Raw genomic sequence first — 15,868 nt, 5'->3', positions numbered from 1 at the left:
TTCTTGGAAAGCACAAAACCCCAGGTCACGGCGAGTGAGTCCTGGGGTTTCGCTGGGCCGCCTTCGGGATTCGAACCCGAGACCTACGCATTACGAGTGCGTTGCTCTGGCCAACTGAGCTAAGGCGGCACGCCGTCCTGACCATGGTGCGGTCAGCAGCGACGCCAAGTCTACACAGTTTCCGGGGGTGCTCCGGACAGCCCCCGGCTGGGCCACTCCGTGCAGGTCAGGAGCACTTCTTGCCGTTCTTCGGCGGCGTGCCGTCCAGGAGGTACTTGTTGATCGCCGTGTCGATGCAGGTGCTGCCGCGGCCGTACGCGGTGTGGCCGTCGCCGTCGTAGGTGAGCAGCGTGCCGGAGTCGAGCTGGGCAGCCAGGGCCTTCGCCCACTTGTACGGGGTCGCCGGGTCGCGGATCGTGCCGACCACCACGATCGGGGCCGCGCCCTTCGCCGTGATGCGGTGGGCGGTGCCGGTGGCGTGGAGCGGCCAGTACGAGCAGTTCAGGGCGGCCCAGGCGAAGCCCCTGCCGAAGACCGGGGACGCCTTCTCGAAGGACGGGAGCGCCTTGGTGACGGCTGCGGGGTCATGGAAGGCGGGGGGCAGGTCCAGGCAGTTCACGGCGGCGTTGGCGAACATCAGGTTCGCGTACTTGCCCTTGCTGTCGCGCTCGTAGTACGAGTCGGACAGGGCGAGCAGGCCCGCGCCGTCGCCGGCCATCGCGTGGGTGAGCGCGGTGCGCAGCTGGGGCCAGGACGTCTGGTCGTACATGGCCGAGATCACGCCGGTCGTGGCGAGCGACTCCCCCAGTTTGCGGCTCTGGCCGGTGGGCACCGGTTTGGCGTCCAGGCGCTGGAAGAAGGCCTCCAGCCGGTGTGAGGCGTCAGCGACGGATGTGGTGCCCAGCGGGCAGTCCTTGTGTTTGATGCAGTCGGCCGCAAAGGACTTGAAGGCGGTCTCGAAGCCTGCGGTCTGGTCGCGGTTCATCTGCAGCGACGTCAGCGACGGGTCCATCGCACCGTCCAGGACCAGCCGGCCCACCCGCTTCGGGAAGAGTCCCGCGTACGTCGCGCCGAGGAAGGTGCCGTATGAGGCGCCCACGTAGTTCAGCTTCTTGTCCCCGAGGATTCCGCGCAGGATGTCCATGTCCCGGGCGGCGTCGACCGTGGACACATGCGGAAGGATCTTGGCCGAGTGCTTCTCGCAGCCCTGCGCGAAGTCCTTGAGCGACGTGGTGAGCTTCTTGGTCTCCCCCGAGTTGTCCGGGGTCTGGTCGACCTCCGTGTAGGAGTCCATCTGCTTGCCCGTAAGACATTCGACGGGCTGGCTGCGGGCCACCCCGCGCGGGTCCATGGCCACCATGTCGTAGCGGGCACGGACGGACGCGGGGTAGCCGATTCCCGCGTACCCCTGGAGGTAGTCGATCGCCGAGCCGCCCGGCCCGCCCGGGTTGACCAGCAGGGAGCCGATCCGCTTTCCGGGGCCGGTGGCCTTCTTCCGGGAGACGGCAAGCTTGATGTCGCCGTCCGAGGACTTGGTGTAGTCGAGCGGCACCTTCATCGTGGAGCACTGGAACCCGGGGGCACCGCAGGAGCGCCACGTCAGCTTCTGGTCGTAGTACTTGGTCAGATCCACCGACGGTGCGGACGTCGCAGCCCCGGCCGGACCCGCGCCGGACGCCGAGGCCCCGGCCTGCGACGCGGTGGGGGCCGAGCCCCCCGACGAACAGCCCGAAACAAGCAGACCGGCCATGGCCAGCACGGTGGCCGGAGCGGAGAGCAGACGCCTGAAGTCCATTCCCGGAGCGTAGTCCGGCCCCAGCCGAAGCCCCTCTTTTCCGGCCCGTACGAGTGAGCCGTCAACCCGCGCAGACCGTTCCGACCGGGCAGCTCTGCCCGTCTCGGCCGGGTCGGCCCTGCCTGTCTCGGCCGGGTCGGCCCGTGTCATGCCGCCCGTCCGTCAGCCCGTCAGCCCGCGCGTCCGTCAGCCCGCGCGCAGTGACACCGCCATCGCCTCGACTGCCAGCAGCGGTGCCACGTTCCGGTCGAGTGCCTGGCGGCAGGCGGTGATTGCCTCGATCCGGCGCAGGGTGCTCTCCGGGCTGGAACTCAGCGCGATCCGGTCCAGCGAGTCCCTGACGTCCTCGTTGGCGATGGCCACCTTGGAGCGCAGCTGGAGCGCCAGCACGTCCCGGTAGAAGCCGGTCAGATCGGTCAGCGCGAGGTCGAGCGTGTCGCGCTGGGTACGGGTCGAGCGGCGCTTCTGCCGGTCGGCCAGTTCCTTCATCGCCCCCGCCGTGCCCCGGGGCATCCGCCCGCCGGCCGACGCACCGAGCGCCGCCTTCAGATCCTCGGTCTCCTTGGTGTCCGTCCCCTCCGCGACCTCCTTGGCATCCTCGGTCGCGGCGTCGATCAGCTCCTGCGCCGACTTCAGACAGCCGCCGATCTCCTCGACACGCAGCGGCATCCTGAGCACTGCGGCGCGCCGGGCCCGGGCGCGCTCGTCGGTGGCGAGGCGGCGCGCCCTGCCGATATGGCCCTGCGTCGCACGGGCCGCGTCCATGGCCGCCTGAGGGTCGATGCCGTCCCGTCTGACCAGGATGTCGGCCACCGCCTCCACGGGCGGTGTGCGGAGGGTGAGATTGCGGCAGCGGGAGCGGATGGTCGGCAGCACGTCCTCCAGGGACGGCGCGCAGAGCAGCCACACCGTACGGGGGGCGGGCTCCTCGACGGCCTTCAGCAGTACGTTTCCCGCGCCCTCGGTGAGGCGGTCCGCGTCCTCCATGACGATGACCTGCCAGCGGCCGACCGCCGGCGAGAGCTGAGCACGGCGAACCAGCTCGCGGGTCTCCTTCACGCCGATGGAGAGCTGGTCCGTGCGGACGACCTCGACATCCGCGTGCGTACCGACGAGGGCGGTGTGGCAGCCCTCGCAGAAGCCGCAGCCCGGGACTCCACCGAGCGCGCGGTCCGGGCTGACGCACTGGAGGGCCGCCGCGAAGGCACGGGCCGCGGTGGACCGGCCGGATCCGGGCGGGCCCGTGAAGAGCCAGGCGTGCGTCATGGTCGACTTCGACATGGCGTCGGTGGAGGTGCCCTCGGTGTTGGCGGTGACGAGCGCGTCGGCGTCACGGGCGGCGGCGGCGAGCTGCGTCTGGACGCGGTCCTGGCCGACGAGGTCGTCCCATACGGGCATGCGGTCGCCCCCCTCTCTACTTCTTATGGTGCTGCGCGGTTCCTGCCCCGGTGTGGTGCGGATTCCATTGTGGCGCAGGGGTCTGACAGTACGGTCCCGTCCTCGTCCCGTGGACCGGACCTCCGGCCTTCCGGCGGCCGACAACAGCACCGCGGGCCCGGAGGACAGTGGTGTCCTCCGGGCCCGCGGGGTGAGTCAGCTGCGGCCCTTGCCCCGGCCTCTGCCCCTGTTGTCGTGGTCCTCGTCCTCACGGTCCGAGCCCAGCAGTTCGTCCGCCAGCGAGGGCAGATCGTCCAGCGGAGTCTCCTCCGCCCAGTCCGAGCGGCGGCGCGGGCGGTCCGGATCGATCTGCGGCAGCTCGCGGGTGCGCTCGTTCGCGTTCTCCGGCGGCGACTGGTGCGGCTGCGCGGGGTGCTCGTCCCGGAAGTACCCGGGCGGGACCCGGTCCGCGGGGGTGGCGCCGTGCAGGTGCGCCTGCGGCAGTACCGTCGTCTCCTCCGAGTCCCCGGTGGAGCCCGCGGCCCCGGCCCCGGCCCCGGAAGCGGACCCGTCCGCCGGCTCCGACGGCCTCGCGGCCCACGAAGGACCGGCGGACCGAGCGGACCGTCCAGAGCCTCCCGACTGCGCGGAGCCCTCGGACTGCTCACCGCGTGAAGAGCCCGAGCCGCCCGAAGAGCCGGACGTACCGGAGCTGCCGGAAGACCCAGAGGAGCCGGACGTACCAGAAGCACCAGACGTCCCGGATTCCCCAGGAGTCTCCGCGATCTTCGGGATGACCCTCGTCTCGTCCGCGTCGGACGCCGGCGGCGTGGGGTGCACCGCGACCGGCTGGGTCACCTCGTTGGCGCCCACCACCGGCGTCTCGACGGTCGTCTCGTTGTCGGCCGCCGCTGTCGCCTTCGCCGCCTCGGCGGCCTCCGCCTCGGCCTGCCTGCGGGCCTCCTCGGCCCGGAGCAGCGCCTGCTCGGCCTTGCGCTGCTTCTCCTTGCGGCGCTCCTCGGCCTCGGCGCGGAGCCGCGCCTCTTCTTCCTTCTGCTTACGGAGCCGCTCCTGCTCCTGCTCCCGCGCCTGCTCCTCGGCTTCGCGGCGGGCCCGCTCCTCCTCGGCGAGCCGCCTGGCCTCCTCGGCCTGACGGCGCGCTTCCTCGGCCTGGCGCTCCTCCTCGCGCCGCCGCGCCTCTTCGAGTTCGCGGCGCTTGCGCTCCTCTTCCTCGGCCCGGAGCTTCGCGAGCTGCGCCTGGCGCTCGCGCTCCAGCCGCTCCTCCTCCGCCTTGCGGGCCGCTTCCTCCTCGGCCTTCCTGCGGGCCTCCTCCTCGGCGGCCTTCCGCGCCTCCGCCTGAGCCTTGATCTCGGCGTCGGAGAGCGGGAGCAGCTGGTCGAGACGGTGGCGTACGACCGTGGTGATCGCTTCCGGTTCCTGCGCCCCGTCCACCACCAGATACCGGCCGGGGTCCGCGGCGGCGAGCGTCAGGAACCCGGACCGCACCCGCTGGTGGAACTCCGCGGGCTCCGACTCCAGCCGGTCGGGCGCCTCCGTGAAGCGCTCACGTGCGGCCTCCGGGGAGACATCGAGCAGCACCGTCAGATGCGGTACGAGGCCGCCGGTCGCCCAGCGGTTGATACGGCCGATCTCGGTCGGCGCCAGTTCACGGCCCGCGCCCTGATAGGCGACCGACGAGTCGATGTAGCGGTCGGAGATGACGATCGCGCCGCGCTCCAGGGCGGGCAGGACGACCGAGTCGACGTGCTCGGCGCGGTCGGCCGCGTACAGCAGCGCCTCCGCGCGGTTGGAGAGACCGGCCGACGCGACATCCAGCAGGATGGAGCGCAGCCGCTTGCCCACCGGTGTCGCACCCGGTTCGCGGGTGACGACGACCTCGTGGCCCTTGGCGCGGATCCACTCCGCGAGCGCCTCGACCTGGGTGGACTTTCCGGCCCCGTCGCCGCCTTCGAAGGCGAGGAAGAAGCCGGTCGCCGCGGGAGCCTGGACCGGGTCGGCGCCGCCGCGCAGCGCGTCGCGCAGATCGTGGCGCAGCGGTACGCCCGTACGGTCGTCCGCCTTGACCAGGACGAGCGCGGCCACCGGCAGCAGCAACGCCCCGACCAGCATCAGCGTGAAGGCGGCACCGCCGTGGGCGAAGACGAAACTGCCGTTGCCGAGGTGGTGCGGACCGATCAGGGCCGCGACCAGCGGGGCCACGATCGCGCCCAGCGCGACAGCGACCCGTACGACCGCCTGGAGGTGGTCGGTGGTCCGGGCCCGCCTGCTGTCCTCGGTCTCCTGGTCGACCAGCGTGTGCGCGGTGTTCGCCGAAACCCCCGCCGCCCAGCCGGCGACTGCGGCGATCAGTACGACGGTCGCGGTGTCCGGGACCAGGCCCATCACCAGCAGCGCCACACCGGTCAGGGTGATCGCCAGGGCGAGCAGCCTGCGGCGGGAGAGACCCGGGAGGGTCTTGGGGGCCGTACGGATTCCGGCGGCCGTGCCCGCGGTCAGGACGAGGACGAGCAGCGCGAAGGCGAGCGGGCCGCCGTCCAGGTCGGTGGCGTCCAGTACGGCGACGGCAACGGCGGAAGCGATGGCTCCGGCGACTGCGGCGGCCGCCAGGATGAGCAGCGGGACCGTGCCCGTGCGGCCCTTGTCGGGGCCGTTGGCACCCGCCGGACGGCGCAGCCCCTCCAGCGGGGAACGGGCGCGCGGCGTCTGGCCGTCGGGCAGTTCGAGGAAGTACAGCGTCGAAACGGACGCGGCGAACAGACCGGCCGCGGCATAGGAGCCGAGCGCGGCCTGGTGCAGTGAGAACCAGTCGATGCCCGATCCCAGCAGCTTGCTGATCAGCGTGGCGACCAGCAGTGCGGCGGCGGCCGCAGGAATGGCGAGGAAGGCCGTACGCAGCGAGAGCCTGCGCAGCGCGTCCAGGTGGTCGGGCAGGCCCCGCACCGCCACGCTCTCGGGCGGCGGCTTCGGCAGCAGCGCGGGCGCGGTGCTCTCCTTGGCGACCGTCCAGAAGCGCTCGGCGACGCCCGCCACGAAGACCGTGGCCAGGAGCGCGGCAGGCGCGTTGGCCGGGGTCCAGTTGACCCACAGCGGGGCGATGATCAGCAGCGCGACCCGCAAGCCGTCCGCGCCGATCATGGTCCAGCGCCGGTCGAGCGGCCCGTTCGGCGCGGTCAGCGCGGCCACCGGGCCGAGCAGTACGGCGCCGAAGAGCAAGGTGGCAAGGGCCCGCGCGCCGAATACGGCTGCTACGGCGAAGGCGGCACCGCGGTACCCGCCCCCGAAGGATTCTTGCGAGACCGCCGCCTGCAACGAAAGAAGCAACAGCACGAGAAGGGCGAGGGCATCGCCGATATTGCCGACGAGCTGGGCGCTCCACAACCGCCGGAGCGGGGGGATGCGCAACAGGGCTCGAACGGCACGCTCGCGTGAGTCTGCGGCTAGTTCGTCGGAGGTGGGGCTCACGACCGTTGGCTGCTCGGCTCGCGTCATCCGACCAGCCTATCCGGAAGGGTCAAACCGCCGCCGGGCCCCCCGAACATTTGGGCGGCCGGTACGCCGCGCCCATTCCGCACGCGCCGTACCGGCCGTTCGCTTCACCGGGCTCCCGCCCACCCGGACTGCGATGAGCCCGGACTCCGGTGCACGGCGCACGGGTTCACCGAATCACGCGGCTCACCTCGGCACACGAATCACCCGCGTCACACGTCACACAGTTCACGGCAGCGCATGGCTCACCCACGCCACACGGCTCATCGCAGCTCACCGCAGTCCACAGCTGGCCGTGCCACACGGCTCACCGGCCTCCAGCGATTCCTACTCGTCGGCGGAGGACGTCGCGCCCGTCTTCTGCGTGGCCTTCTTGGCAGGCGCCTTCTTGGCAGGAGCCTTCTTCGCCGCCGCGGTGGTCTTGTCCGCAGTGGTCTTCTTCGCGGCGGTCTTCTTCGCGGCCGTGGTGGTCTTCTTGGCCGCCGTCTTCTTCGCCGGAGCCTTCTTGGCGGTCTTCTTCTTCACCGGGCCCTTGGCGCGCTTCTCGGCGAGCAGTTCGTAGCCCCGCTCGGGCGTGATGTCCTCGACGCTGTCGCCGGTCCGCAGCGTCGCGTTCGTCTCGCCGTCCGTGACATAGGCGCCGAACCGGCCGTCCTTCACGACGACAGGACGCTCGCTGACCGGGTCCGTGCCCAGCTCCTTGAGCGGCGGCTTGGCTGCGGCGCGCCCGCGCTGCTTGGGCTGGGCGTAGATCGCCAGCGCCTCGTCGAGCGTGATGTTGAAGAGCTGGTCCTCGGTCTCCAGGGAGCGCGAGTCGGTGCCCTTCTTGAGGTACGGGCCGTACCGGCCGTTCTGCGCGGTGATCTCGACACCCTCGGCGTCCGTGCCGACCACCCGGGGCAGCGACATCAGCTTGAGCGCCTCGGCCAGCGTGACCGTGTCGAGGGACATCGACTTGAAGAGCGAGGCGGTCCGCGGCTTCACCGCGTTCTTGCCGGTCTTCGGGGTGCCCTCGGGGAGGATCTCCGTGACATAGGGGCCGTAGCGGCCGTCCTTCGCCACGATCTGGTTGCCCGACTCGGGGTCGGCCCCCAGCTCGAAGTCACCGCTCGGCTTGGCGAGCAGCTCTTCGGCGTACTCGACGGTCAGCTCGTCGGGCGCCATGTCGTCGGGGACATCGGCGCGCTGATGGTTCTCGGAGTCCTTCTCACCGCGCTCGATGTACGGGCCGTACCGGCCGACGCGCAGCACGATGCCCTCACCGACCGGGAAGGACGAGATCTCCCGGGCGTCGATGGCACCCAGGTCGGTGACGAGCTCCTTGAGCCCGCCGAGGTGGTCGCCGTCGCCGTTCCCGGCGGCGGCCGCCGCGCCCGCGTCGCCCTCACCGAAGTAGAACCGCTTCAGCCACGGCACGGACTTGGCCTCGCCCCGCGCGATGCCGTCGAGGTCGTCCTCCATCCGTGCGGTGAAGTCGTAGTCGACGAGCCGCCCGAAGTGCTTCTCCAGCAGGTTGACCACGGCGAAGGAGAGGAAGGAGGGGACCAGCGCGGTGCCCTTCTTGAAGACGTAGCCGCGGTCGAGGATCGTGCCGATGATCGACGCGTAGGTCGACGGACGGCCGATCTCGCGCTCTTCCAGCTCCTTGACCAGCGACGCCTCGGTGTAGCGGGCCGGCGGCTTGGTGGAGTGGCCGTCGACGGTCATCTCCTGGGCGGAGAGCGCGTCGCCCTCGGCGACCTGCGGCAGCCTGCGCTCGCGGTCGTCCAGCTCGGCGTTCGGGTCGTCGGCACCTTCGACGTACGCCTTCATGAAGCCGTGGAAGGTGATCGTCTTGCCGGACGCCGAGAACTCGGCGACCCGGCCGTCGGACGAGGTGCCCGCGATCTTCACGGTGACGGAGTTGCCGACCGCGTCCTTCATCTGGGAGGCGACGGTCCGCTTCCAGATCAGCTCGTACAGCCGGAACTGGTCACCGGAGAGACCGGTCTCGGCAGGCGTACGGAACCGGTCACCCGAGGGACGGATCGCCTCGTGCGCCTCCTGCGCGTTCTTGACCTTCCCGGCGTACGTGCGCGGCTTGTCCGGCAGGTAGTCGCTGCCGTACAGCTGCGTGACCTGGGCACGGGCCGCGCCGATCGCGGTGTCCGAGAGGGTCGTGGAGTCCGTACGCATATAGGTGATGAAGCCGTTCTCATACAGCTTCTGGGCCACCTGCATGGTCGACTTCGCGCCGAAGCCCAGCTTGCGGCTGGCCTCCTGCTGGAGGGTCGTCGTACGGAACGGGGCGTACGGCGAGCGGCGGTACGGCTTGGACTCGACCGAGCGCACCGCGAAGGCCGAGTCGGTCAGGGCGGCGGCGAGCGCGCGGGCATTGGCTTCGTCCAGGTGCAGGACGTCGCTCTTGAGCTGCCCCGTGGAGTTGAAGTCACGGCCCTGGGCGACCCGGCGGCCGTCCACCGAATTCAGCCGGGCGACGAGGGTCGACGGGTCGGAGGCGTCGCCCTGGCGGCCGGTGGAGAACGTACCGGTCAGGTCCCAGTACTCAGCAGAACGGAAAGCGATGCGCTCGCGTTCCCGCTCGACCACGAGGCGGGTGGCGACGGACTGCACGCGGCCGGCCGAGAGGCGCGGCATGACCTTCTTCCACAGGACCGGGGAGACCTCGTAGCCGTAGAGACGGTCGAGGATCCGGCGGGTTTCCTGGGCGTCGACCATGCGCTTGTTGAGCTCGCGCGGGTTGGCGACGGCGGCCCTGATCGCTTCCTTGGTGATCTCGTGGAAGACCATCCGGTGGACCGGGACCTTGGGCTTCAGGACCTCCTGGAGGTGCCACGCGATGGCTTCGCCCTCGCGGTCCTCATCGGTGGCGAGGAAGAGTTCATCGGACTCCGCGAGGAGATCCTTGAGCTTCCTGACCTGCGCCTTCTTGTCGGCGTTGACGACATAGATGGGCTGGAAGTCGTTGTCGACATCCACTCCGAGGCGGCGCACCTCGCCGGTGTACTTGTCCGGTACCTCAGCGGCACCGTTCGGCAGGTCGCGGATGTGCCCGACGCTCGCCTCGACGACATAACCCGGGCCGAGGTAGCCCTTGATCGTCTTCGCCTTGGCGGGCGACTCGACAATGACGAGTCGGCGGCCGCCGTGTGCGGTCTCGCTGGTCGGGGACAACGTGGCTCTTCTCTCCGGTCGGCACTCGGTGGTCATGCTCGCTGCGGAGTGTGACGGTACATCCCGTCCCCGTGTCAAACGGCAAAAGCCCGCAACGGCCACTGGAACGGTAACCCGACTACCGGCATTTCTGCCGCCCGGATCGGCCCAGTGCCCTCCCCGGGGCTTGCCTCACACCCCTCCAGGACCCCCTTCAGGACTCCGTTGTGGAGTTCCTCCGGCGGCTCGGCGGGTAGGGCGATAAGTGCGTCCATGCGCCGGTACGGCCGATTCCGGATCCAGTACCGGAGGTGGCGCCGGAGCCCGTACGGGAGGTGATGCAGGAGGCGATGCGGAGCCGTACCGGAGGCGACGAAGGCGGGGCCGTTTCGGCCGCAGCCCCCGACGCGTGACCCAGGCGTGCCCCGAGGCGTGCCCCGAGCCGCGTCAGAGGCGGGTGAAGCACCACACTCCCAGGGCGAGGGACACCACGCCGAACGCCACCGCCAGGGTGCGGGCGCGCGTGGGATTCACCCCCGCGGCCACCGGAGCACGACGGCGGGTCCGCGTCCCGGTCCACAGCAGCAGCGCGCCCCCGAACAGTGCGAATGTCGTTCCGGCGAAGACCGCGGGCGCGCTCTCCATGTCCGTACCATCCCGTCCCCCGAGTTCCAGGACGGTGAGGCTGGCACCCCGGGACGACACCGGCACGAACGACGGGTGAACGGTGGGTGCGGAACGCCCGGGGAGACGGGCGCGGAACGCCTGCGGAGGCCGGCCGAACGCCTGCGGATCAGTGCGCTCCGGCGGGCGTCAGACCGACGCGGGCGGGCGTCAGACCGACGCGGGCGGGCCCACCGGATCGAGGAAGCCCTCCTCGACCAGCGTCCTGATGGACTGCGGGGTGCGGTCCCTGAGCACCACCGGGTCCTCGCCGAGCAGTTGGGCGATGGCATCCAGGATCTGCCCGGCGGAGAGCGTCCCGTCACACACTCCCGCGAAGCCGGCACCCACCGTGTCGACCTTGGTGGCCCTGCGCATACCGCGGTTCTGCCGGAGGATCACATGCTCGGGATCCTCGGCGCCCGGCATACCCACCTGCTCCTGCACGACCTCGGGCGCGAGCCTGAAGTGGCCGGCCAGCAGGGCGGCGTCGTCGTGGTCGCGCAGATAGTCCCGGCGCTCGAAGTGCGCCCGCACGGTCTCGCCGAGCGGCTGCTCGACCGGGTGCGGCCACTCCTCCACGAGGATCGACGGACGGTCGGATCCCGACTTGTACAGCGTGATCCAGCCGAAGCCGACAGCCTTGGTCCTGCGGGCGTCGAACTCGTCGAGCCACGCCTCGTACCGCTCGGCATAGACGTCCGGGTCCGTACGGTGGTCGCCGCTGTCCCGCAGCCACAGCTCCGCGTACTGCGTGATGTCCTGCACCTCGCGCTGCACGATCCACGCGTCGCAGCCGCGCGGCACCCAGGAGCGCAGCCGGTCCTGCCACTCCTCGCCCTCCACGTGCTGCCAGTTGGCCAGGAACTGCGCGTATCCCCCGGCGTTCAGATGGGCACCCGCCTCCGAGACGAGCGAGCGGCAGAGGTCGTCCCCGCCCATCCCGCCGTCCCGGTAGGTCAGCCTGGCTCCGGGCGAGATGACGAAGGGCGGGTTGGAGACGATCAGGTCGTACGTCTCACCCGCCACCGGCGCGAAGAGCGAGCCCTCACGGAGATCCGCCGCGGGGGCCCCGGAGAGCGCGAGGGTGAGACGGGTGAAGGCGAGTGCCCGCGGGTTGAGGTCGGTGGCCGTCACACCCGTGGCGTGCTGCGCGGCGTGCAGCGCCTGGATACCGGATCCCGTACCGAGGTCGAGCGCTCGTCCGACTGGCGTACGAACGGTGATCCCGGCGAGCGTGGTGGACGCCCCTCCGACCCCCAGCACCACGCCCTCGTCATGGCTGCCGATGCCTCCGGCGCCGCCGACCCCGCACCCCGGATCCGAGACGATGAACCAGTCCTGCCCCTCCGGGCCTCCGTACGGCCGGACATCCACCGTCGCCCGTACTCCGCCGTCCGTACGCGCCACCCAGCCGTCGGCGACGCATTCCTCCAACGGCAGCGCGGCCGCCGCCTGCCCGGCGGGAACGGACTGCTGGAGCAGGAAGAGCCGCACCAGCGTCTCCAGCGGTGCCCCACCGCGCGTGGCACGCAGGGCGGGAACCGTCTCGCTGCGGGCCAGCGCGGCGTACGCGGGTGCGCCGAGCAGGTCGAGCAGGCCGTCCGCGGTGAAGGCGGCGGCGAGCAGAGCCTCACGGATCAGGGGCGAGTGGTCGGGCGCGGGAAGACTGGTCGTACTCACCCGCCCATTGTGGCTGCTCCCACTGACAACGCCCGCACCGAGCGCCCGCGAACACCCGGACACGCAGACAGCGGGGACACGCAGACACCCGGACACACGGACACGCAGACAGCGGAAAACCGCCGATGGCCGGCGCCCCGACCGCTGTCGGGGCGCCGGTCATCGGCGGTCGCCGGCCGGTCCGTCAGTCCCCGCTGTACTACGCCTTGGAGGGCGCGACGGTGGGGGACGGCGAGGACGTCGCGACCTTGCACGCGTCCTGGTTGAGCAGCGCCTTGCCCGTGTCGCCGGAGAAGAGCTTCTTGTAGGCGGTCTCGTTGATCTTCTTCATGTTCTCGCCGACGCTCTTGAGACCGTCGGAGAACTTCTGCTGGTCCTTCACGTCCAACGCGTCGACCTGCTTCTTCAAGTCGGCGTACGCCTTCGAGTTGGTGTTCAGCTCGGTGATGGCGTCCTGCTGGATCTGCTTCCCGTTGTCGACGGGCGGCGGTCCGGCCTTCTTGAGATCGGCGGCGATGGCCGCGTCGGCCGAGGACAGATCCTGGAACGCGGCCGAGTCGGCCTTCTGGATGTCTGCGGGCTTGCCGTCCGCCGCTACGGCGGTGATCTGCTGGTTGGCCTTGTTGATCTTCGTCAGCTGAGGCCCGATGTCGCCGCAGAGCGACTTGGCCCAGTCGTCCGTCTTGTTGCTGCTGTTGTCGCTGCAGCCCGACAACGCCAGTACCAGTACCGCACCGCCGGACAGTGCGGCAGCAAGCTTCTTGTTCACCGGATTGGTCCCTTCCAAGGCTCTCGGCCCCGGAACATACACGCCAAGTGGGCGACATTCGCGTGTCGTAAGACCGTTTTTTACCGTATTGAAGCCATTTGCACCAAGACGGATGGGAGAGACAAGGCTCACGGGCGCGGAGCCGTGCGACGGCATACGACAGGGGGCGGACGGGCCGTCAGCGCGACCTGTCCACCCCCCGCCTGATGGGGCATTACCGAACTGACCGCCCGCCTCATGGCCTGAGCTGTGCGGCCTGTCGCCAGTGCTATGGCGGCCGGTGCTGCGCGCGGCCGGCTCTGTCGCCGTCCGTCGGCCTGTCCTATGGCCCGTCCTGGGCGACCACCGCCGGGCCCGTCAGCTCACCGGCCTCTTCCGCCCCGTCCTCGCCACCCACGGAGATGCCTCGCCGCTTCGACACATACACCGCGCCGACGATGACCAGGATGGCGACCGTCGCCACTACCGCACGCACCGGAGCACTGGCGTTGTCGCCGTAGCTGAACTTCACCACCGCGGGTGCGATCAGCAGCGCCACCAGGTTCATCACCTTGAGCAGTGGGTTGATCGCCGGGCCCGCCGTGTCCTTGAACGGGTCGCCGACCGTATCGCCGATGACGGTCGCCGCATGGGCGTCGCTGCCCTTGCCGCCGTGGTGGCCGTCCTCGACGAGCTTCTTCGCGTTGTCCCACGCGCCACCGGAGTTGGCGAGGAACACAGCCATCAGGGTGCCCGCCCCGATCGCACCCGCCAGGAACGAGCCGAGCGCCCCCACACCGAGGGTGAAACCCACCGCGATGGGTGCCATCACCGCGAGCAGACCCGGCGTGGTCAGTTCGCGCAGGGCGTCCTTGGTGCAGATGTCGACCACCCGGCCGTACTCGGGTTTCTCGGTGTAGTCCATGATCCCCGGATGCTCGCGGAACTGCCGCCTGACCTCGTAGACCACGGATCCGGCCGACCGCGAGACCGCGTTGACGGCCAGTCCGGAGAAGAGGAAGACGACCGCGGCTCCGAACATCAGACCCACCAGATTGTTGGGCTGGGAGATGTCCATGCTCAGGCCTAGTTCGCCCGCTTTGGCGTGTACGTCGTCGACGGCGGTGGCAAGCGCGTCACGGTACGAGCCGAAGAGCGCCGAGGCCGCGAGCACCGCTGTCGCGATGGCGATGCCCTTGGTGATGGCCTTGGTCGTGTTGCCGACCGCGTCCAGGTCGGTGAGGACCTGGGCGCCCGCGCCCTCGACATCACCGGACATCTCCGCGATGCCCTGCGCGTTGTCCGAGACCGGGCCGAAGGTGTCCATGGCGACGATGACACCGACGGTGGTGAGCAGCCCGGTGCCGGCCAAGGCCACCGCGAAGAGGGCGAGCATGATCGACGTACCGCCGAGCAGGAACGCGCCGTACACACCGATCCCGATGAGCAGCGCGGTGTAGACGGCGGATTCGAGCCCGATGGCGACACCCGCGAGCACCACCGTGGCGGCGCCGGTGAGCGAGGACTTGCCGATGTCCCGGACCGGACGGCGGCTGGTCTCGGTGAAATACCCGGTCAGCTGCTGGATAAGGGCGGCCAGGACGATACCGATGGCGACCGCCACCAGGGCGAGTGTCCTCGGGTCGCCGCTGTGCGCCCGGATGGTCGCATCGGTGACGCCGTCCAGGTCGCCGTACGACCCGGGCAGATAGCTGTAGACCGCCACGGCCACCAGGACCAGGGAGATCACCGCGGAGATGAAGAATCCGCGGTTGATGGCGGACATCCCGCTGCGGTCGGAGCGCCGCGGGGCGACCGCGAAGATGCCGATCATCGCGGTGACCACGCCGATCGCCGGGACGATCAAGGGGAAGGCGAGCCCGAAATTCCCGAAGGCGGCCTTGCCGAGGATGAGGGCCGCGACGAGCGTGACGGCATAGGACTCGAAGAGGTCGGCGGCCATGCCCGCACAGTCGCCGACGTTGTCACCCACGTTGTCCGCGATGGTCGCCGCGTTGCGCGGGTCGTCCTCCGGAATGCCCTGCTCCACCTTGCCGACCAGGTCGGCGCCAACGTCGGCGGCCTTGGTGAAGATGCCGCCACCGACCCTCATGAACATGGCGATCAGCGCGGCGCCCAGTCCGAAACCCTCCAGCACCTTGGGCGCGTTGGCCGCGTAGACGAGGACGACGCAGGAGGCACCGAGCAGGCCGAGGCCCACCGTGAACATGCCGACCACACCGCCCGTACGGAAAGCGATCTTCATTGCTTTGTGCGAGACAGCGGTGAGATCCTTTTCCGGCTCGCCCTCCCCTGGAGTTGCTTCCCGGGCCGCTGCCGCCACGCGCACATTCGCTCTTACGGCCAGCCTCATGCCGATGTATCCGGTGACCGCCGAGAAAAGCGCGCCGACCAGGAAGAAGGCGGAACGCCCCGCACGCTGGGACCAGTCGTCGGCCGGCAGCAGGAAGAGCAGGAAGAACACAACGGCGGCGAAGATGCCGAGTGTGCGCAACTGCCTGCCCAGATAGGCATTCGCACCTTCCTGCACGGCTGCCGCGATTTGTTTCATGGAATCGGTGCCCTCGCCGGCGGCCAGCACCTGACGTACCAGCAGCTGGGCGACGAGCAGGGCCGCCAGCGCCACTACGGCGATGACGATCACGATGATCCGGTTGCCGTCGGTGAGGGCCGCGGCTGCGAGGGTTGTGGAGTGTTCGGACTGCTGTGGGTTAAGGAGCCCCGCCATTCGTCCTCCTTGACGCTCAGAGCTCAAGATGTGACGGATTGTAGGGAGCGGACCCTGATCAAAACAGTGCGTGGTAAACGGAATTGAACCTTGCCTGAATAAACCTGTCCGGGGATGCAAAGGAAAAGTAATGGGGCAGAGGCATTCAATGGGATGTATGCTGCGGAACGCATTATGACTCAAAGATCAAGGC

The 15,868-nt window shown here is 69.9% G+C and carries 8 protein-coding genes and 1 tRNA gene; all 9 read right to left on the bottom strand.

The features are described from left to right. Window positions 1-55: 55 nt before the first annotated feature. The 9 genes from OHB13_RS20425 to OHB13_RS20385 all read right to left on the bottom strand — a co-directional run bounded on the left by OHB13_RS20425 (window position 56) and on the right by OHB13_RS20385 (window position 15,675). Window positions 56-129: transfer RNA gene (locus OHB13_RS20425), tRNA-Thr, on the bottom strand. A 97-nt stretch (window positions 130-226) separates the two neighbouring features. Then, entirely contained in the window at window positions 227-1,795 is a 1,569-nt protein-coding gene (locus OHB13_RS20420; protein ID WP_328378061.1) for an alpha/beta hydrolase, read from the bottom strand. Window positions 1,796-1,981: 186 nt separating this feature from the next. Then, entirely contained in the window at window positions 1,982-3,193 is a 1,212-nt protein-coding gene (locus OHB13_RS20415; protein WP_328378060.1) for a DNA polymerase III subunit delta', read from the bottom strand. Window positions 3,194-3,388: 195 nt separating this feature from the next. Then, window positions 3,389-6,682, bottom strand: a complete 3,294-nt coding sequence (tmk, locus tag OHB13_RS20410) for a dTMP kinase (protein ID WP_328378059.1) — start codon at window positions 6,680-6,682, stop codon at window positions 3,389-3,391. A 324-nt stretch (window positions 6,683-7,006) separates the two neighbouring features. After that, window positions 7,007-9,853, bottom strand: coding sequence for a type I DNA topoisomerase (topA, locus tag OHB13_RS20405; protein WP_328378058.1), 2,847 nt, complete (start codon window positions 9,851-9,853; stop codon window positions 7,007-7,009). A gap of 426 nt (window positions 9,854-10,279) precedes the next feature. After that, entirely contained in the window at window positions 10,280-10,477 is a 198-nt protein-coding gene (locus OHB13_RS20400; protein ID WP_328378057.1) for a hypothetical protein, read from the bottom strand. A 189-nt stretch (window positions 10,478-10,666) separates the two neighbouring features. Continuing rightward, window positions 10,667-12,178: a N5-glutamine methyltransferase family protein gene (locus OHB13_RS20395; protein ID WP_266854790.1), complete on the bottom strand. Its 1,512-nt coding sequence runs from the start codon at window positions 12,176-12,178 to the stop codon at window positions 10,667-10,669. A 199-nt stretch (window positions 12,179-12,377) separates the two neighbouring features. Beyond that, window positions 12,378-12,947, bottom strand: coding sequence for a small secreted protein (locus OHB13_RS20390; RefSeq protein ID WP_266854792.1), 570 nt, complete (start codon window positions 12,945-12,947; stop codon window positions 12,378-12,380). Window positions 12,948-13,269: 322 nt separating this feature from the next. Beyond that, the gene (locus OHB13_RS20385; protein ID WP_328378056.1) at window positions 13,270-15,675 is read right to left on the bottom strand and encodes a sodium-translocating pyrophosphatase; all 2,406 of its coding nucleotides are present in this window, start codon (window positions 15,673-15,675) and stop codon (window positions 13,270-13,272) included. Between the last annotated feature and the right edge of the window lie 193 nt (window positions 15,676-15,868).

Origin of the sequence: Streptomyces sp. NBC_00440 (assembly GCF_036014215.1) — a bacterium.
Taxonomy (GTDB): Bacteria; Actinomycetota; Actinomycetes; order Streptomycetales; family Streptomycetaceae; genus Streptomyces.
Note: the sequence above shows the minus strand (reverse complement) of the source record. Positions and strands in the feature narration are given on the sequence as shown.

Bases quoted from the DNA above. Each gene is read 5' to 3' on its own strand.
- OHB13_RS20420 (WP_328378061.1), bottom strand. From the start codon at position 1,795: ATGGACTTCAGGCGTCTGCTCTCCGCTCCGGCCACCGTGCTGGCCATG.
- OHB13_RS20415 (WP_328378060.1), bottom strand. From the start codon at position 3,193: ATGCCCGTATGGGACGACCTCGTCGGCCAGGACCGCGTCCAGACGCAG.
- tmk (WP_328378059.1), bottom strand. From the start codon at position 6,682: ATGACGCGAGCCGAGCAGCCAACGGTCGTGAGCCCCACCTCCGACGAA.
- OHB13_RS20400 (WP_328378057.1), bottom strand. From the start codon at position 10,477: ATGGAGAGCGCGCCCGCGGTCTTCGCCGGAACGACATTCGCACTGTTC.
- OHB13_RS20385 (WP_328378056.1), bottom strand. From the start codon at position 15,675: ATGGCGGGGCTCCTTAACCCACAGCAGTCCGAACACTCCACAACCCTC.